At 39.8% G+C, this 16570-nt stretch carries 12 protein-coding genes and 1 pseudogene; 4 read left to right on the forward strand and 9 right to left on the reverse strand.

Features of this window, described 5'->3' with window-relative positions:
• Position 1 precedes the first annotated feature (1 nt).
• The 8 genes from AC1PJP_RS01310 to AC1PJP_RS01345 all read right to left on the reverse strand — a co-directional run bounded on the left by AC1PJP_RS01310 (position 2) and on the right by AC1PJP_RS01345 (position 11825).
• Positions 2-256 carry a MoaD/ThiS family protein gene (locus AC1PJP_RS01310; protein ID WP_005306329.1) on the reverse strand — a complete coding sequence of 85 codons (255 nt, stop codon included), beginning with the start codon at positions 254-256 and terminating at the stop codon, positions 2-4.
• A complete protein-coding gene (gene moaA, locus AC1PJP_RS01315) occupies positions 257-1297 on the reverse strand; it encodes a GTP 3',8-cyclase MoaA (protein WP_479766389.1) in 1041 nt (346 codons plus the stop codon).
• A 227-nt stretch (positions 1298-1524) separates the two neighbouring features.
• Positions 1525-3798 (reverse strand): molybdopterin-dependent oxidoreductase, encoded by a 2274-nt coding sequence (locus AC1PJP_RS01320; protein ID WP_282496501.1) that lies wholly within the window; start codon positions 3796-3798, stop codon positions 1525-1527.
• A gap of 148 nt (positions 3799-3946) precedes the next feature.
• The gene (mobA, locus tag AC1PJP_RS01325; RefSeq protein WP_267530635.1) at positions 3947-4576 is read right to left on the reverse strand and encodes a molybdenum cofactor guanylyltransferase; all 630 of its coding nucleotides are present in this window, start codon (positions 4574-4576) and stop codon (positions 3947-3949) included.
• Entirely contained in the window at positions 4573-7344 is a 2772-nt protein-coding gene (locus tag AC1PJP_RS01330) for a molybdopterin-dependent oxidoreductase (RefSeq protein ID WP_479766390.1), read from the reverse strand. The genes mobA and AC1PJP_RS01330 overlap by 4 nt, the downstream gene beginning before the upstream one ends.
• A gap of 18 nt (positions 7345-7362) precedes the next feature.
• Entirely contained in the window at positions 7363-8985 is a 1623-nt protein-coding gene (gene nirD, locus AC1PJP_RS01335; RefSeq protein WP_479766391.1) for a nitrite reductase small subunit NirD, read from the reverse strand.
• A 12-nt stretch (positions 8986-8997) separates the two neighbouring features.
• Positions 8998-11544 (reverse strand): nitrite reductase large subunit NirB, encoded by a 2547-nt coding sequence (nirB, locus tag AC1PJP_RS01340; protein WP_005306346.1) that lies wholly within the window; start codon positions 11542-11544, stop codon positions 8998-9000.
• Between the two features lie 11 nt (positions 11545-11555).
• The gene (locus tag AC1PJP_RS01345) at positions 11556-11825 is read right to left on the reverse strand and encodes a hypothetical protein (RefSeq protein ID WP_479766392.1); all 270 of its coding nucleotides are present in this window, start codon (positions 11823-11825) and stop codon (positions 11556-11558) included.
• A gap of 456 nt (positions 11826-12281) precedes the next feature.
• Here AC1PJP_RS01345 and AC1PJP_RS01350 point away from each other — a divergent pair, with 456 nt between their 5' ends.
• Positions 12282-12872, forward strand: a complete 591-nt coding sequence (locus AC1PJP_RS01350; RefSeq protein ID WP_005306352.1) for an ANTAR domain-containing response regulator — start codon at positions 12282-12284, stop codon at positions 12870-12872.
• Entirely contained in the window at positions 12873-13895 is a 1023-nt protein-coding gene (locus AC1PJP_RS01355) for an ABC transporter substrate-binding protein (RefSeq protein ID WP_479766393.1), read from the forward strand. It abuts the gene before it with no gap.
• Between the two features lies 1 nt (position 13896).
• Here the strand turns inward: AC1PJP_RS01355 and AC1PJP_RS01360 are convergent.
• Positions 13897-14018 (reverse strand): annotated as a pseudogene (locus AC1PJP_RS01360) (hypothetical protein).
• Between the two features lie 499 nt (positions 14019-14517).
• Between AC1PJP_RS01360 and sbnA the strand changes: the two are divergent.
• Together sbnA and sbnB are read left to right on the forward strand one after the other, a co-directional pair.
• A complete protein-coding gene (gene sbnA / locus AC1PJP_RS01365) occupies positions 14518-15522 on the forward strand; it encodes a 2,3-diaminopropionate biosynthesis protein SbnA (protein ID WP_348888082.1) in 1005 nt (334 codons plus the stop codon).
• 21 nt (positions 15523-15543) lie between these two features.
• The gene (sbnB, locus tag AC1PJP_RS01370) at positions 15544-16557 is read left to right on the forward strand and encodes a 2,3-diaminopropionate biosynthesis protein SbnB (RefSeq protein WP_003652251.1); all 1014 of its coding nucleotides are present in this window, start codon (positions 15544-15546) and stop codon (positions 16555-16557) included.
• The last annotated feature ends 13 nt before the right edge of the window (positions 16558-16570 follow it).

Consider the following 16570-nt stretch of genomic DNA (forward strand, 5'->3'; position numbering starts at 1 on the left):
CTCATCCTCCTGCAACTGGTGATAATAAAACCAAAGTACATGGCTGACTTAAAGCTGATTGCCTTGTTATGACATTATCGCCAATAGCGCATGCACATTTTTCCATGGCCTGTGTACATTCTGGATGCAATAAAACAATTTCATCTAAGACATCTTTAACTAAAATATCGGTGGGGAAAACTAACGAAAGATTTTGTGGAAGCAATTTTTCAATTGCACCAAATGATTCGATTTTAATTTGGATAGATTGCTGCATTTATCCCCCAAGCATATGCATACTGATTTTACGGGTTTGTTGATGTTGTAAGGCATGAAAGCCTTTGGCTTTATTCCAGATATACGGCATAACTTGATTTTTTAAGTGCTGACTATGTAGCACATGATCAGTTGAGTTCTGTGCGCGTAATAGTGCTTGAAGCTGCGGCTTAATATTTAACCCCTGCTGAGCAAAGAGACAGTTATATAACTCACCTTTTGCGGTAAGTCGTATGCGGTCACATTGGTGGCAAAATGAGTGAGTAATGGTGGAAATGATGCCTAGAGCGTAGTTATTGTTAAGCAGATATTGACGCGCTGGCTCATGTTGTTGCTCGATGACTTGTACCGAATAATACGGTTGCAATGCCTGTAAAATTTCAGCTTCACTCACCACATCTTTATTTGACCAGAGTGCATCACCATCAAGCGGCATAAACTCAATAAAACGTAGCGGAATATGATTGGCGATTGACCATCTCACCATAGGTAGGATTTGATCGTCATTTTTGTCTTTCATTAATACGCAGTTTATTTTAAAAGGTAGTCCTGCATCTTTTGCAGCTTGAATACCTTCAAGAACTGGTTCTAACTTTTTCTTGGTGAGTTCTTTAAATTGAATTGAATCAAGACTATCTAAACTAATGTTTAAATCATTTAAACCAGCATCTTTTAACTGCTTAGCGTATTTAGCAAGATAATGTCCATTGGTGGTCATTGAAATGCGTTTTAGACCTAATGCTTTTAAAGCTTGTAAATCACGAACGAAATGAACAATGCCTTGACGCATTAATGGTTCGCCGCCTGTAATACGGATGCTTTCAATACCTTGTTGCACCATAAAACGGCAAAACTGAAAGAGCGCCTCAAAACTAAGCAAGTCTTGTTTATTTAACCATTCAGGATGTTCTGGCATGCAATATACACACTTAAAATTACAGCGATCAGTTACCGAAATTCGTAACTTTCGCTTGATACGCCCATATTGGTCTTTTAGAACAGATGGCGTATTTTCAGAGTGGTATTGTTTCATCTTTTGCACTCATGTCGAGAACAGTTCAAATATTGCTGGCACTTTTTCCGGGCAATTAAAATAAAAAATTGCTCTTCAATAGTGCTCTGATTTTTATGCAAAATTTGTTCCAATTCTATTTATCATCCATAACTTCTTCGGTTTTTTGATAGACCTTTGGCTGCACCACTTCACTGTAATTTTAAAACTGTATAAAGTTGGTGCAGCATTAATCTCTTATTTGCCTTACATTATTTCTAGCACTTTTCTAAGCGAATGGGTACATATTTATGGTACGGCGTTTTAGATAATGGATCACAATGTTCAGCGGAAATCAGTCGATTTAATTGTGGTCCAATGGGTTCACCACCTTGAAAGCGCATGCCATAACCATGTGGAAGTGAAACTACACCTTTTCGCATTCCCTCATCAAAATCTACAGTAACCTGAATTTCTCCATGTTGTGAAATACATTTAAGCTGACCTCCTGCATCTACATTTAGGTGCTTTGCATCTTCAGGATGAATTCGCAAAGCCCCTTCTGCATCTACTTTTCGCCATGCAGGGTCACGGTAAATCTGATTAGCGTTATAACTACGGCGCTCCCCCGACAAAAGTATGAAAGGAAACTCTTCAATACTAAATTGATGATTTTTTAAATTTGCTAACTCACTTAACATTTCAGGAATAGCCAGACGTATTTTTTTGTCTTTATATGCCACGAGCTTCCACATTTCGTCATATTCATGTTGTGATAACACCACACCTGAACGCTGATTTAAAATTTGCTCAAACAAACGAACACCTAAGGTTAAAGGATTACCTTTATAACCTGCACGGCGCACCGCTTTGGTATGTAAAACAGCATATTGAATAGACAGTGGTAATAAAAATGCCGTTGACGCCGCCGAATTTTCTAAATGTTTACCTAACGTCCGATAGAGAATTGAAGCTGCAAAAGGAATGTATTTTTTATGTCGAGCAAAAGTTAAACCTAAAGCCGACAGATAAGGTAAATATGCTGTTTTTTTCGAGTCGACCGCGGCTATTTTTTCTAACACTGGAAAGCTTTTAGGAATGACCTTCATGGCTTCAAGTAATCGTGTATAAATTTCTGCCTCTGGCAAAGTATTCGCTTGAGCGATCAATACAGGATGACGCAGGTGAAAACCGTTTTTAGGAAACTCAAGATTAAAACCTGTAAATTCCCATTTTTCAAACTGAGTATGTGCCGGTAAAATATAATCTGCTAACCGAGCGGTTTCTGTCATAGCAACATCGACCACAACCAACAAATCTAATGCTTTAAATGCTTTTTCGTAGGCAAGTGTATCTGGATAGGTTAATAAAGGATTACAGCTATCTACAAAAACTGCACGAATTCGTTTTTCGCCTGCTTTTAATATTTCATCGGGCAAAATATTTGGTGGAAAGAACCCAGAAATCGGGAACATTTTATGATAAACGCTACGTCGATATTTCGGCTTTCTTTCATCTGTATCACTTAAAATTGGAATGAACATAGTGTGTAAATTATTGGTGCCTTGCTTTCCAAAGTTTCCGGTCAATAAATACAGTAGTTTTTCTAAATATCCGTTTAATGTCGTATTTAAAGTATGCTGAATACCTAAATCGATGCGCACACAGCCTCTTTTAGCCTTCGCAAAATCTCTCACCACTTGATAAATCAAATCGACTGGTACATCAGCTTTTGCAATATATTCTTCAATCGGGACACGGCTAAAAGCTGTTTTTACCTCTTCAAAGCTTTGTGTATGCTGTTCAATGAACTTCACATCATAAAGTTGTTCTTTAATAATAATGGCAATCATGGCCGACATTAAAAAAGCATCTGTTCCAGGTTTTAGCTGCACATGAATATCTGCTTGCTTTGCCGTTTCGGTAACTCGCGGATCAAATACCACCATGGTACGATTGGGGTCTTTTTTAATATGCTTTAGCGTGTCTCGTGCATTTGGAATTCCATGTGCCTGAAACGGATTTGTGCCAATGAAAAGAACATAATCAGCATATTCAACATCTTCTGTCGTATGGCAGGCCTGACTACCGAAGAAACGTCCATTGAGCCAAAAATCACCCGTTTTTTCTTGAGCAAGAGAGTTATAAGCATAATAACTTTTCATGGCCAGCAAGAGCTGTCGGCCATACGCTGCACCGAGATGATTGCCTTGACCACCGCCCCCAACAGAAGCAAAAGCAGTCCCGCCAAAATTATCTCTAATATGTACTAATCGATCGGCAATTTCTTGTATGGCAACATCCCAACTCACTTCTTGAAATGAACCATCTGGCCGGCGTTTTAAAGGTGTGGTCAAACGGTCTGCGTGTTGCTGATAGTGCTGTAATCTGGCAGCTTTTTGGCAAATGTAGCCTTGTGAAAATGGATGCTCAGGATTACCTTTAATTTTAACAAATTGGTTATCTTTAATTTCCACACTTAAACCGCAGTTTCTTGAACATAAAATACATGCGGTCACATCTGTTTTATTTTGCTGCACTACATCCATCATTTTCTGGCTCCGTTTATTTTTATACATCTGGCTAGAATAAAAACATCAAGTTCCAAAATAGAACTTAAACAATAAATAGTCAACCGCACAAAGATTAAAAATGTGGTTCACTCGACCAATGTAAATTTTAAAGCGCTAATATCCGAAGTTAATTTGCTGTAAAAATTTCTTTAAATGCTTTGATTTGTTTGTATTGCTGAAGCTCATCCAATGAATTAATACTATGAAAAAAAAGGTTCTGTTTTTGAAATATAGCGACTTGAGCATGTAAAAGCTTGAAACAGTTTTTTAAACTCAATTGTTGCTTATCAATTTGCTGCTCTAAAATATCTAGACTTTCACGTTTTAACAAACAAAATGGATATAAGGAATCTCCATTAATTGAAACATAGGCTGCCTGAGCCTGTTTATTTTTCCGAAGTGCGCCATGTAATTTGGCAACAACTTGCGTAGGTATATAGGTCACATCACAAGGAATAAACAAAACATAGTCTGCGCTTACATTTGACCATGCACTTTTCATTCCCATCAGTGGACCGAAAAAACCTGCTGCATCATCTTGATAACATTGAATGTCAGGCACAATACTTTGATAAATTGAATAATCACGATGACTATTCACCCAAATTTCAGATACGGATGATCTTAATTTCTGATGAATTTTAATGAGTTGAGTTTCACCATCAAATTGCTGTAACAACTTATTTAAACCATTCATACGGCGGGCTTGTCCGCCTGCCAGAATGACCAGATCAGTTACGGGATACCCCTTATTCACACTTCCACCTCCTGTTGGCAAGCTTTAATCAAGCCACGGATTTCAGGTAAACATGAACCACAGTTACCACCTGCTTTTAAACAAGCCGTCACTTGTTTTTCATGAGTAATATTTTGAGTTTTGATTGCTTCTATAATTTTGTTCTTACCTACTTTAAAACAACTACAGACTAAAGGTCCGTCATTATTTGTAGCAGACATTGGCATGCCAGCCAGTAATGCTTTTCGGTGTAACGCACTTAAACGCTCGCGTTTAAACAAACTTGCCACCCAATCACGATCTGGCAATAAATCTGGCGGTGCAATATACAGACTTGCAATTACGATGCCATCTTTCAAAACAACGCTATGACTTAATTGTGATGAAATATCTTCAATACTCAGCCATTCAAAAGTTTCATCTGCAAACGGCAAGAAGCTTTTTAAGTTCTTTTGAGTGTCATGAAAAGTTTGACGGTCCGCAAGTTCGTAACGGTTGGTTTTCAACATTTTGACCTTGCTCCACCATGCACAGTGATGTAGCGATTCTTGAATATACGAATCGTATCCTTCACGTACATAAAGCACTCCCTGCCAAGTGGTATAGAACGGTTGAATAGTGACAGGTGTATGTTTGAACTCAGGTTCACCTGAAATTGCATCAACTTCTGGATTAACAACTTTACCAATACGGGCATCGGATGCGACCTGTTCAGTCCAGTGAATTGGTGCAAAAATTTGCCCACGACGCACACCAGATGAAAATGTCACACGTAGTACACAACTGCCCCATTTCGAACGAACTTCTACCAAGCCTTGATCGCGTACACCAAACTTCAAAGCATCACTCGGATGAATCTCACAGAATGGTTCAGCACGATGACTGGTTAAATTTGGTGACAAACCAGTACGCGTCATGGTGTGCCATTGATCACGAATACGGCCTGTATTTAAAATGAGTGGATAGTCTTCTGAAACCGCATGAACTGGATCAATTGCAACAGTTGGAATCAGTTTTGCCTTGGCATTTTTATGACTAAACTGTCCATTGCCAAACAGTTGTTGAACGGCTTTAGCATCTTGGTTTTTATTCCACACTGGCCATTGAGTTGGTTGCAGAGCATCGTACTCAGCATTACTTAGGTTCATTAAACCTTTTAGATTGAAATAACGAAAATTATTACTTTCTTCTCGCACATGTATGTCTGTATTGTCTTGTGCAGATAACGCTGCATGCTCATTAAAAATATCAACAGCACTGGTAAATTCAAAACCATTGAAGCCTAATTTTTTCGCGACTTGACTCACCGACCACCAGTCTGCTTTTGCTTCACCCGGTGCAGGTAAAAATGCGCGTTGACGTGAAATACGGCGCTCAGAGTTGGTCACTGTGCCATCTTTTTCGCCCCACCCTAAAGCTGGAAGTAATACATCGGCGTAAGCCGTAGTATCTGTATCTGCGCAGATATCTGACACGATGACCAATTCGCACTTTTCTAATGCACGTTTTACCTGATCGGCATCTGGTAAACTCACGACTGGATTGGTCGCCATAATCCAAATGGCTTTAATCTTTCCAGCTTCAACGGCATGGAACAAATCAACCGCTTTTAAACCAGTTTGATTTGCAATGAATGGACTGTTCCAAAAGGTTTGCACTACCTTTTGATGTAGTGGGTTATCTAAATCCATATGTGCTGCCAGCATATTGGCTAGGCCACCGACTTCTCGTCCACCCATCGCATTTGGCTGACCTGTCATCGAAAATGGTGCAGCGCCGAGCTTACCAATTTTGCCGGTCAGTAAATGGCAGTTAATAATGCTGTTAGCTTTATTAACTCCCTGAGTGGATTGATTCACACCCATTGAAAATAGGGTGATTACTTTTTCAGTCTGTGCAAACTTTTCAAAAAACTGCTGTAATTTATCGAGTGCAATTCCTGTACGCTTTGCCACATATTCAATATCAGTTTCTGGCTGACTGCTTGCCAAAACTTCTTGCAAACCTTCGGTATAGGCATCTACAAAGACCTGATCAGCATGACCTTTTTGATATAGATATTGAAATAAGCCATTAAATAAAGCGACATCTTGGCCCGGTAAAATTGGCAAATGCAAGTCCGCTTGCTCACAGGTACTGGTAAAACGTGGGTCAATCACGATCACGAACATATCTGGATTTTGGCTTTTAGCCTGCATGATCCGCTGATAAAGTACAGGATGGCACCATGCGGTATTGGAACCAACCAAAACCACCATGTCTGCATGTTCAAAATCTTCATAACTTGCAGGGACAATATCTTCACCAAAACTACGTTTATGGCCCGCAACTGCAGATGACATGCAAAGGCGTGAATTGGTATCGATATTTGCAGTGCCCAAATAGCCTTTTACAAACTTGTTCACCACATAATAGTCTTCAGTCAAAAGCTGACCTGAAACATAAAATGCAATGCTGTCACTACCATATTTGTCGATACAAGATTGGAATTTATCAGCGATCTTATTAATTGCCGCATCCCATGTCGTTACTACCCGATCAGCTTTTCGTCCCATCATTGGTTGTAAAACACGTGTTTCCAATCCTAAAGTATCCGCCAAACGGCTACCTTTAATACATAAGCGTCCCAAATTGGAAGGATGCTCAGCATCCCCCTCTACTTGCACCACAGGTCCTTGCGGTTTTTGTTGGACGTTTACACTAACACCACAACCTACACCGCAATATGGACATGTTGTTTTTGCAACATGGTCGGAGCTATCGATTTCAACGCTTGGAATACTATTCATAACTGCTCCTTTCCCTATTTAGCCTGCATTTTTTAATGCAAAATCTCGACCAAATAGCAGCTTATTTCTAAATGAAGAAACAGGAGTTTGATCTGCAATTAACTCTGCATACCACATACCATCTTCAGTATCTCCAAACAATACTGCACCGATTACTCGATCACTTTGGATAATAATACGTTTATAAATCTGGCGTTTTTCATCGTTCAGGATAATGTCTTCATAATCATCTTTCGGCTCAAAATTGCCCGCAGAGAACACATCGACACCGCTGACCTTTAACTGAGTCGGTACGGTCGGTGCTTTAAAAGTTAAGCTGCCGTGTTCAGCCAAATGGGTCGCGCAAATAAAAGCTTGGCCCCATAGTGGCTCAACTAAACCAAAGGTCTGTCCACGGTGTTCAATACACTCACCCACTGCGTAAATACTTGGGTCAAACGTTTGCATGGTGTCATTGACTAACACACCACGGTTACAGCGTAATCCTGCACTTTGTGCCAAGCTAATATTTGGACGAATACCCACTGCAAATACGACAAGGTCAGCGTCTAAAACGGTGCCATCTTTCAAGCGTATTTGCTTCACATGACCGTTTCCATCACCAATTAACGCTTCTGTATTAGCTTCGGTAATGATGTTAATGCCTTTTTGATCAATGCTATGACGCAGTAACTGGCTCGCACGGCTGTCAAGTTGACGCTCCATAATGCGGTCCATCAAATGCAATACTGTCACATTCATACCGCGTTGTTTTAAACCGTACGCAGCTTCTAAACCGAGTAAACCACCACCAATCACGACTGCATTAGTTTTTGAACCGCAGTACTCAATCATGGTGTTAACATCATAAATATCACGAAAAGTTAAAACGCCTTTTAAGTCGACACCTTGAACTGGTGGAATAAACGGAGCCGAACCTGTCGCCAAGATTAAACGGTCATAATCAACTGTCTGGCCTTTTTCGGTGTAAACCACTTTACGCGGACGATCAATTTTTACCGCTTTATCGCCAGCAATAAATTTAATACCTTTATCGTCATACCACTTTGGCGGGTGCAGCATAATATCTTCAATGGTTTTTTCACCCGATAAAACCGGAGATAACATAATGCGGTTATAGTTACCCCAAGGTTCTTCACCAATCACCGTGACTTCGTAACGGTCTGGTGCCATATCCAGTAAATCTTCTAGGCAACGCATTCCTGCTAAACCATTACCAATCAATACCAGTTTAAGTTTGTCTTGAGACACACCTGTATTGGTAATATAAGTTTTTTGCAGTACTGCATTGACCCAAACACGGCCATCAACAATTTTGCTCGGATAAACTGAAAGCTTTTGGTCTTTATCTTCTAAACAACGTCCCGTTGCCAAACTAAAATGTTGTTTATAGATTGGCGATGCAATGACACGCTCACCTTGTAAATCACCAATAATGCCGCGGCTCATCACATTCGCTTGGCTAAACGGATCTTTATTGCTCAGTACATAAACACGTTTTTCATGCCCTACACGAAAAATTGCTACCGCTTGACCGCCTACTAGCGCTCCTGCACCAGTGTTTGGGGTTAAATCATCGAGTGCACACACATCAATCCATTGATCATCAGGAAGCATATTTTTGTCTTGTACAATATTCATATAAGTTCTCCTTTATGCTTCAACCATTGGAATACGGTCTTCTGAACGTTCAGCTTCGGTTAATGGACGGATTTGACCACGTTCAGTTGTAAATTGAATGTGCGGATCAGCCTGCTCATTTGCACCTGCGTTGATATACGTTTGGAAGCGTTTACGAACTTCAGGATTTTCTACCGCAGTACGCCATTCGTCTTGATATGTGCCAATAATATGTTCCATACGGCGCTCAAGCTCGGCAGCCAAACCAAGAGAGTCCTCAACGATCACAGATTTAAGGTAGTCTAGACCGCCTTCCATGTTGTCACGCCATACACTGGTACGTTGTAAACGGTCTGCTGTTTGGATGTAGAACATATAGAAACGGTCGATGTAACGGATGAGCGTTGCTTTATCAAGGTCAGATGCAAGTAACTCGGCATGACGCGGTTTCATACCACCGTTACCACATACATAAAGGTTCCAACCCTTTTCAGTGGCAATCACGCCTACATCTTTACCTTGCGCTTCCGCACACTCACGTGTACAACCAGACACAGCCATTTTTAATTTATGTGGTGAACGCAAACCTTTGTAGCGGTTTTCAAGCTCGATCGCCAAACCAACCGAATTGTCTACACCGTAACGGCACCATGTGCTACCCACACAAGATTTCACTGTACGTAACGACTTACCATAGGCATGACCAGACTCGAAACCAGCAGCATTTAACTCTTCCCAAATGAATGGAAGCTCGTGAACCTGCGCACCGAACATGTCAACGCGTTGACCGCCAGTAATTTTGGTGTACAGGTTATATTTCTTCGCAATTTGACCAATGGCAATCAAACCATCTGGAGTCACTTCACCACCAGCCATACGTGGTACAACTGAGTAAGAGCCATCTTTTTGAATGTTACCCAAGTAGTAGTCATTACTATCTTGTAGACCTGCATGACTTGGCTCAAGTACGAAATCGTTCCAACAAGAAGCTAAGATATTTGCAGCAGTCGGTTTACAGATGTCACAACCCAAACCATGGCCGTGTTGGTAAATTAAATCATCAAAAGTTTTGATTTCATTGACACGAACCAAGTGATGTAACTCTTGACGCGAGTACGGGAAGTGTTCACAGATATGGTTATTTACAGTCACACCTTGACGTTGTAACTCTGACTTTAAAACTTGAGTCACTAATGGTGCACAACCACCGCATGCAGTTGCTGCTTTGGTGCATTTCTTTAATGCACCTAAAGAGGTCGAACCATCACTAATCGCTTGGCAGATGTCCGCTTTTGATACGTTATTACACGAACAGATTGTTGCACTGTCAGGTAGTAAATCGACTCCGCTACCACCAGATTTTCCTGCCGACTGCTCAAAGCCTGGCATGATTAAACTTTCAGGCACTTCAGGCAAAGCCAGACCATTTAACATCATTTGTAAAAGGTCGTTGTACTCTTTTGCATCGCCCACCAAAACTGCGCCCAGCAATTTGGTTTTATCCGCATTTACAACAATCTTTTTATAAACCAGCGCATGCTCATCTGCATAGAAATAGCTTAATGCACCCGGAGTCATGGCATGTGCATCACCAACAGAGGCTACATCCACACCCATGAGTTTCAACTTGGTGCTCATGTCTGCGCCAGCAAAGCAGTTACATTCCTCATCGGAAATATGTTTTGCTGCAATACGTGCCATGTCATAGCCCGGTGCAACCAAGCCATAAATTTTATTTTGCCAAAGCGCACATTCACCAATGGCATAAATGTTTTGATCTGAAGTTTGGCAGTAATCATTAATCACAATACCACCACGCTCACCAATCGCGAGTCCACTATTACGTGCAAGCTCATCACGTGGACGAATTCCCGCAGAGAATAAAATCACATCTGCTTCAAGCTCGCTACCATCTGCAAATTTCATTACATGAGTTGTGCTGTCACCGCATTCAATAGATTGCGTCGCTTTTTGTATATGAACTTTTACACCAAGATCTTCAATTTTACGGCGTAAAACTTTACCACCTAAATCATCAATTTGAACTGCCATTAAACGTGGTGCAAACTCAACAACATGTGTTTCTAAATCTAAATCACGTAAGGCTTTTGCAGCTTCAAGTCCAAGTAAACCACCACCAATCACTACGCCTGTTTTTGCATTAAGACTCGCAGCACGAATCGCGTCTAAGTCTTCAATCGTACGGTAAACAAAACAGTTTTCACGGTCATTACCCGGAATTGGTGGAACAAAGGCATAAGAACCTGTTGCCAACACTAATTTGTCATAGCTAATCACATCACCATGGTTGGTTGTGACTGTTTGCTCAGCTGTATCAATTGCAGTTGCTTTTGTATTAAGACGTAAGTCAATACCATGAGCATCGGCAAAGTCAAAACGTGCTAAAGATAAATCTTTTGCCGATTTCCCAGAGAAATATTCTGTCAAATGCACGCGGTCATAGGCGATACGAGGTTCTTCCGCGAGAATCGTGATTTCTAGTTCATCATCTGCTTTTTCTAAAATGGCTTCGATGAATTTGTGGCCCACCATACCATGACCAATCATTACCAATTTCATAGTGTTTCTCCTCAAATCACGTTGCTTTTAAGCTGCGTTATTCCGTTCTCAAATAGACATTGTTCTTTTGCTTTGTGCTCTATCGAGAAATGAATCAAGCCCACAAGGCGTATAGCTGCTTGAAACCAATTTTTTTCACTCGTTAATGACACCCAATGCACAGCAAAATCAAAAAAAGAAATAAAAAAAGCGAGCCCCCTCTTAGAGAAGGCTCGCATCGCTGGAACTGAAAATTTAAATAATTCAGATGTAACTTTTTTATGCAATAAAAATAAAGACATGACCTTCACTCCGACTGAACGTAACTTCTTTGTATGTGCGGTTGCACTCACAAACTCGATCAGAACGGACATCGTTGGCCGTCTTTAAAACTCATGGTCGTCTTCGACCTGTAATTAAGTAAGCACTTTACATGCCAATATTTAAAAAAACTTAAACAAACAATATTTTCATATTTAATTTCATATAGATATAAGTTTTTAATAAGTAAATAAAGAATCAAACTTTATTTTGCTTGCTCTATCACTGCACACTCATATGGTTTAAACAAAAATAAGCTTTGCCACAAAATGAACCGTATTTTTGCACCAAGATCGAACACATCAATTCTTTAGCATCCAAAATTGCCACTAAATTTCGATTTTTGAGTAGTTTTGGATGGCACTAATCTTGCTTAAAACCCAATAACAAAAAACGCGTCGAATTGGCGCATTTTCTTAGCCTGATTTTCTGAACTTATGCCAAAACTCAAAATAGCCCTTATTGATGATGATCATGCGCGAGCGGACTATATAAAAAACAGTCTGCTTGAAAATGACTTTGAAGTGGTCGCTTGCCTTACTTTGGATCACTTGAATATCTTTCGTCTTGAAGATTTACAAGCCGATGTAATCTTGCTCGATATGGATCATCCTCATCGCGACATTATTGAAAGCTGTGTCAGTAGCTATGATCTACCTACTGTCCTGTTCACTAAAAATTCAGATAAAGACACCATCAAACAAGCTATCGATGCAGGAGTAACTGCTTATATCGTCGATGGCATAGACCCTGCACGCTTACATACCATTTTAGAAATCTCAATCGAGCAATATAAAAAGCACAAAAAACTCGAAGGTGATTTAAAAGAAGCTCAAACCAAACTTGCTGACCGTAAGGATGTTGAAAAAGCTAAAGTTCTACTCATGCAATTGCATGGACTACCTGAAGAAACTGCATTTCAGCTTCTTAGAAAAAATGCGATGAGTCACCGGATTACGATTGGAGAAATGGCACGGCGTTTACTTGACGCTCAAAAATTACTTGGCAACCAACTAAAGGATGAATAAATGAGCACATTAGAAAAGACTCAATTACAACTCGGCTATATTCCTTTGCTTGATTGTCTTGCATTACTTTGGGCAAAACAAAGAGGTTTCTTTGAAGAAGTTGGTTTAGACGTCACTTTAGTTAAGGAAGCATCATGGGCAAGTCTTCGAGACCGTTTGGCTTTTGGATTATTAGATGCAGCGCACTGCTTATCTGCAATGTTACCTGCGGCGGCTGTAGGCACAGATCAAATTGGCACGCCATTACAAACATCACTGGTTTTAAGTGAAAACCGTGCTTTCATTAGCTTAAGTCAAAAACTTACTCATCAACTTGCAATTAAAGAAAATGATACGGCTCAAATAACGGCGCAGAAAGTGGTGAGCCATCTTGAACAAGGTCACTCCATTTCGTTAGCGCATGTGTTTAAGCATTCCATTCATCATTATTGTTTAAGAGAATGGTTGGCTTTAGCAAATCCAAAAATCGCACAGTCTATTCAGCTCAAAACATTACCGCCACCTTATATGGTCGAAGCACTCGATAAACATGTGATTGATGGTTTTTGTGTGGGTGAACCTTGGAATACCCAAGGTGAGCTTCTTGGTTTAAGTAAAATAATATCCTCAAGCCAAAACATTATTCCTCCAGTGGCTGACAAGGTTTTAGCCGTAACACAGGAATGGGCAAATCAGCACCCACAAACACTAGTCGCGCTCACCGCAGCAATTATGAAAGCCCAACAAGAATTGAGTGAGTTCCAAGACTTTGCTCCAATTTTAAAGTTATTGGTTGAGTTTGAAATTGTTCGTTTTCATTGCTCAGAAGAAGTGCATGTCGATAAATATTTTAAGATTCAGGAAATTGTTCGACATCTAGTAAAAGAAAGTGCGCTTCCAAAAGTAGAAGACTTTTATTGGCTGTTTGAGCAAATGCAAAAGTCGGATGAACTTCAAATTGACCAAGCACAAATCACAAGCTTGGGTGCTCAATGTATTAATCTTGAGGCTTATGAACAAGCCAAACAGCGATATTCTTCATAAGCTATCTAAGAGTCAAATCAGCATAAAAAAAGCTGTCTTTTATAAAAAAAAGACAGCTTGAAAGACCCATAAGACAAAATGCGAAACACGCATTACTATATTTTCTAGGCTCAACTGATCCATTGAAAATATAGCGCTTATGGAAATGATCATATCTATCTAAACATATCATTTTCAGACATTTTCATATCAATAACTGCCACATCATCAATTTCGTTAATCATTCTCAGCCTGTTAAGAAAGTACTCAAATAGTCCTCTCTTTTTATGCATTAAACCTCTCTATGATCTCTACAAAATAGCCATACACAAATTATGTGGGTCAGATCATAAATTTTATTGCTTCAAAGTAATTTCAAACATCCGTCTTAATTAGATTAATTTTTTTAGTTAAAAAGTAATTTATTGCCTATCTACTTATATTTAAAACATTTATTAATTTTTATCTTTATTAAATATAAATATTACGATTCAAATAATTACACAAAAAAAATTAGTGAAAAATCCTATAAGTCCCCCCTATTTTGCGTTACAAACCGCAACAATCATGGCACAAATGGTAATAATAATTAAATTAATAATCATTATCATTCAGATCACATAAAAACCTGAGAAGATCTACCATGATCCATGAAAATATTCTCGACTGCATAGGTAAAACGCCACTATTACAACTATCAAGGCTATTCACGCATCAATCGATCTCAGTGATTGCGAAAATGGAATTGTTAAACCCAGGAGGAAGCATTAAAGACCGTCCAGCATTATTCATGCTACAGGAAGGCCTGAAATCGGGAGTGATTAATAAAGATAGTCATATTGTTGAAAGTTCTTCAGGAAACTTAGCGATTGCGCTTGCAATGGCATGCAAAATATATGGATTAAAATTTACTGCCGTTATTGACCCGAAAATTGCCTCAGCAAACCTACAAATGCTGAAGCTTTACAAAGCCAACATCGAAATGGTCTCTGAAAAAGACCAAAACGGTGGTTATTTAAAAACCCGAATTGACACCGTAAAACGTCTCTGCCAACAACTTCCCAATGCAGTCTGGATTAACCAGTATGCAAATCCAAACAACTGGAAAAGCCACTATTTTGGTGAAGCAGAAGAAATCTTAAGTCAAATTGATCGCAAGATTGATTACCTCGTGATTGGAGCAAGTACCTCCGGCACGATTATGGGCGTGTCTCGTCGCCTTAGAGAAAAGTTCCCAGAATTAAAAGTCATCGCTGTCGATATTGTCGGCTCTGTGCTGTTCGGTGGAACATCTGGTCCACGCGAAATTCCCGGCATTGGGGCAAGTACCGTTCCAGCTCTACTCTCCCCCGATGAAATTGATGATGTCATTTATGTAGATGACTATGAATCGGCACTCGGTTGCCGAGAACTTCTTGAACATGAAGGCATCTTTGCAGGCGGTTCAAGCGGCTCATCTATTTCAGCCATCAAAAAACTGATTCCAACCATTCCTGATGGATCGTGCGTCTTAACGTTGCTGCCCGATCGCGGCGACCGTTATCTCGATCTGGTTTATGAAGATGAATGGTTCGAAATGATCAAAAAGCGTCACTTCAATCGAAATGTACGACGCCAAGAAAACCTTACTTTACAAAATGTTGTTTAACTTTCTCCTTAGGAAATATTCATGAGCAATTTGGCTACCCTTCGCTATTTAAGTCAATCAGATTTATTAAATCTTGGCGCAAATCATAGTAATTCATTTATTGAAGCGATTACTGAAGGTTTAACCCTGCATGCAAATAAACAGTTTGTACAACCTTTAAAACCTTATCTTCGCTGGCAAGGTGCAGACCATATTGCTGACCGTATTATCGCTATGCCTTGTTATTTAGGTGGCAACGACCCGATTGCCGGAATTAAATGGATTGGTTCAAGACAACATAACCCTAAAAAATTCAATATTCCACGTGCTAGCGCGCTGATTGTTTTAAATGACTCAGAAACAAACTATCCAGTTGCAGTAATGGAAGGCAGCCTCATCAGTGCAATGCGAACTGCGGCAATTACTGGTGTTTCAATTAAATATCTAGCAAAAAAAGACTTTTCAGACATTACCGTGATTGGCTGCGGACCAATTGCTCAAATGCAGATTAAGACTGTGCTTGAACAATACGCTCAAGTGAAAAAAATCCATTTATTTGATGTGAACCCTGAAGCCGCTGAAAAACTCAAAGCATTGTTCCTTTCAGAATATCCACATCTAGAAATTGAAATTCATGACAGTGCCAAATCTGCGATTCAACAAGCAGATGTACTTATTACCTGCACAGTTTCAGATAAGCCTTACATCCCATTTGAATGGCTTAAAAAAGGCTGCTTTGTTTCAAATATTTCAATTATGGATATTGAGCCTGAAGTCTTCTTAAAAGTGGACAAAGTTATTGTGGACGACTGGGACCAATCAAATCGAGAAAAGAAAGTCATCAACGTACTGGTTGAAGACGGCTTATTCAGTCGTGAAAAACTGCATGCTGAACTTGGGGACATAATTATTGGTCATAAAAACGGCCGTGAACACGAAGATGAAATCATTTTGCTCAACCCAATGGGCATGGCGATTGATGACATTGTCTGCGCTAAGTGGTTCTTCAATGCCGCACAAGAACAAAACGTTGGCACAGTTCTACCGCTTTTATAAGAATAGGAATAAC

This window comes from Acinetobacter sp. V116_7 (assembly GCF_056735735.1).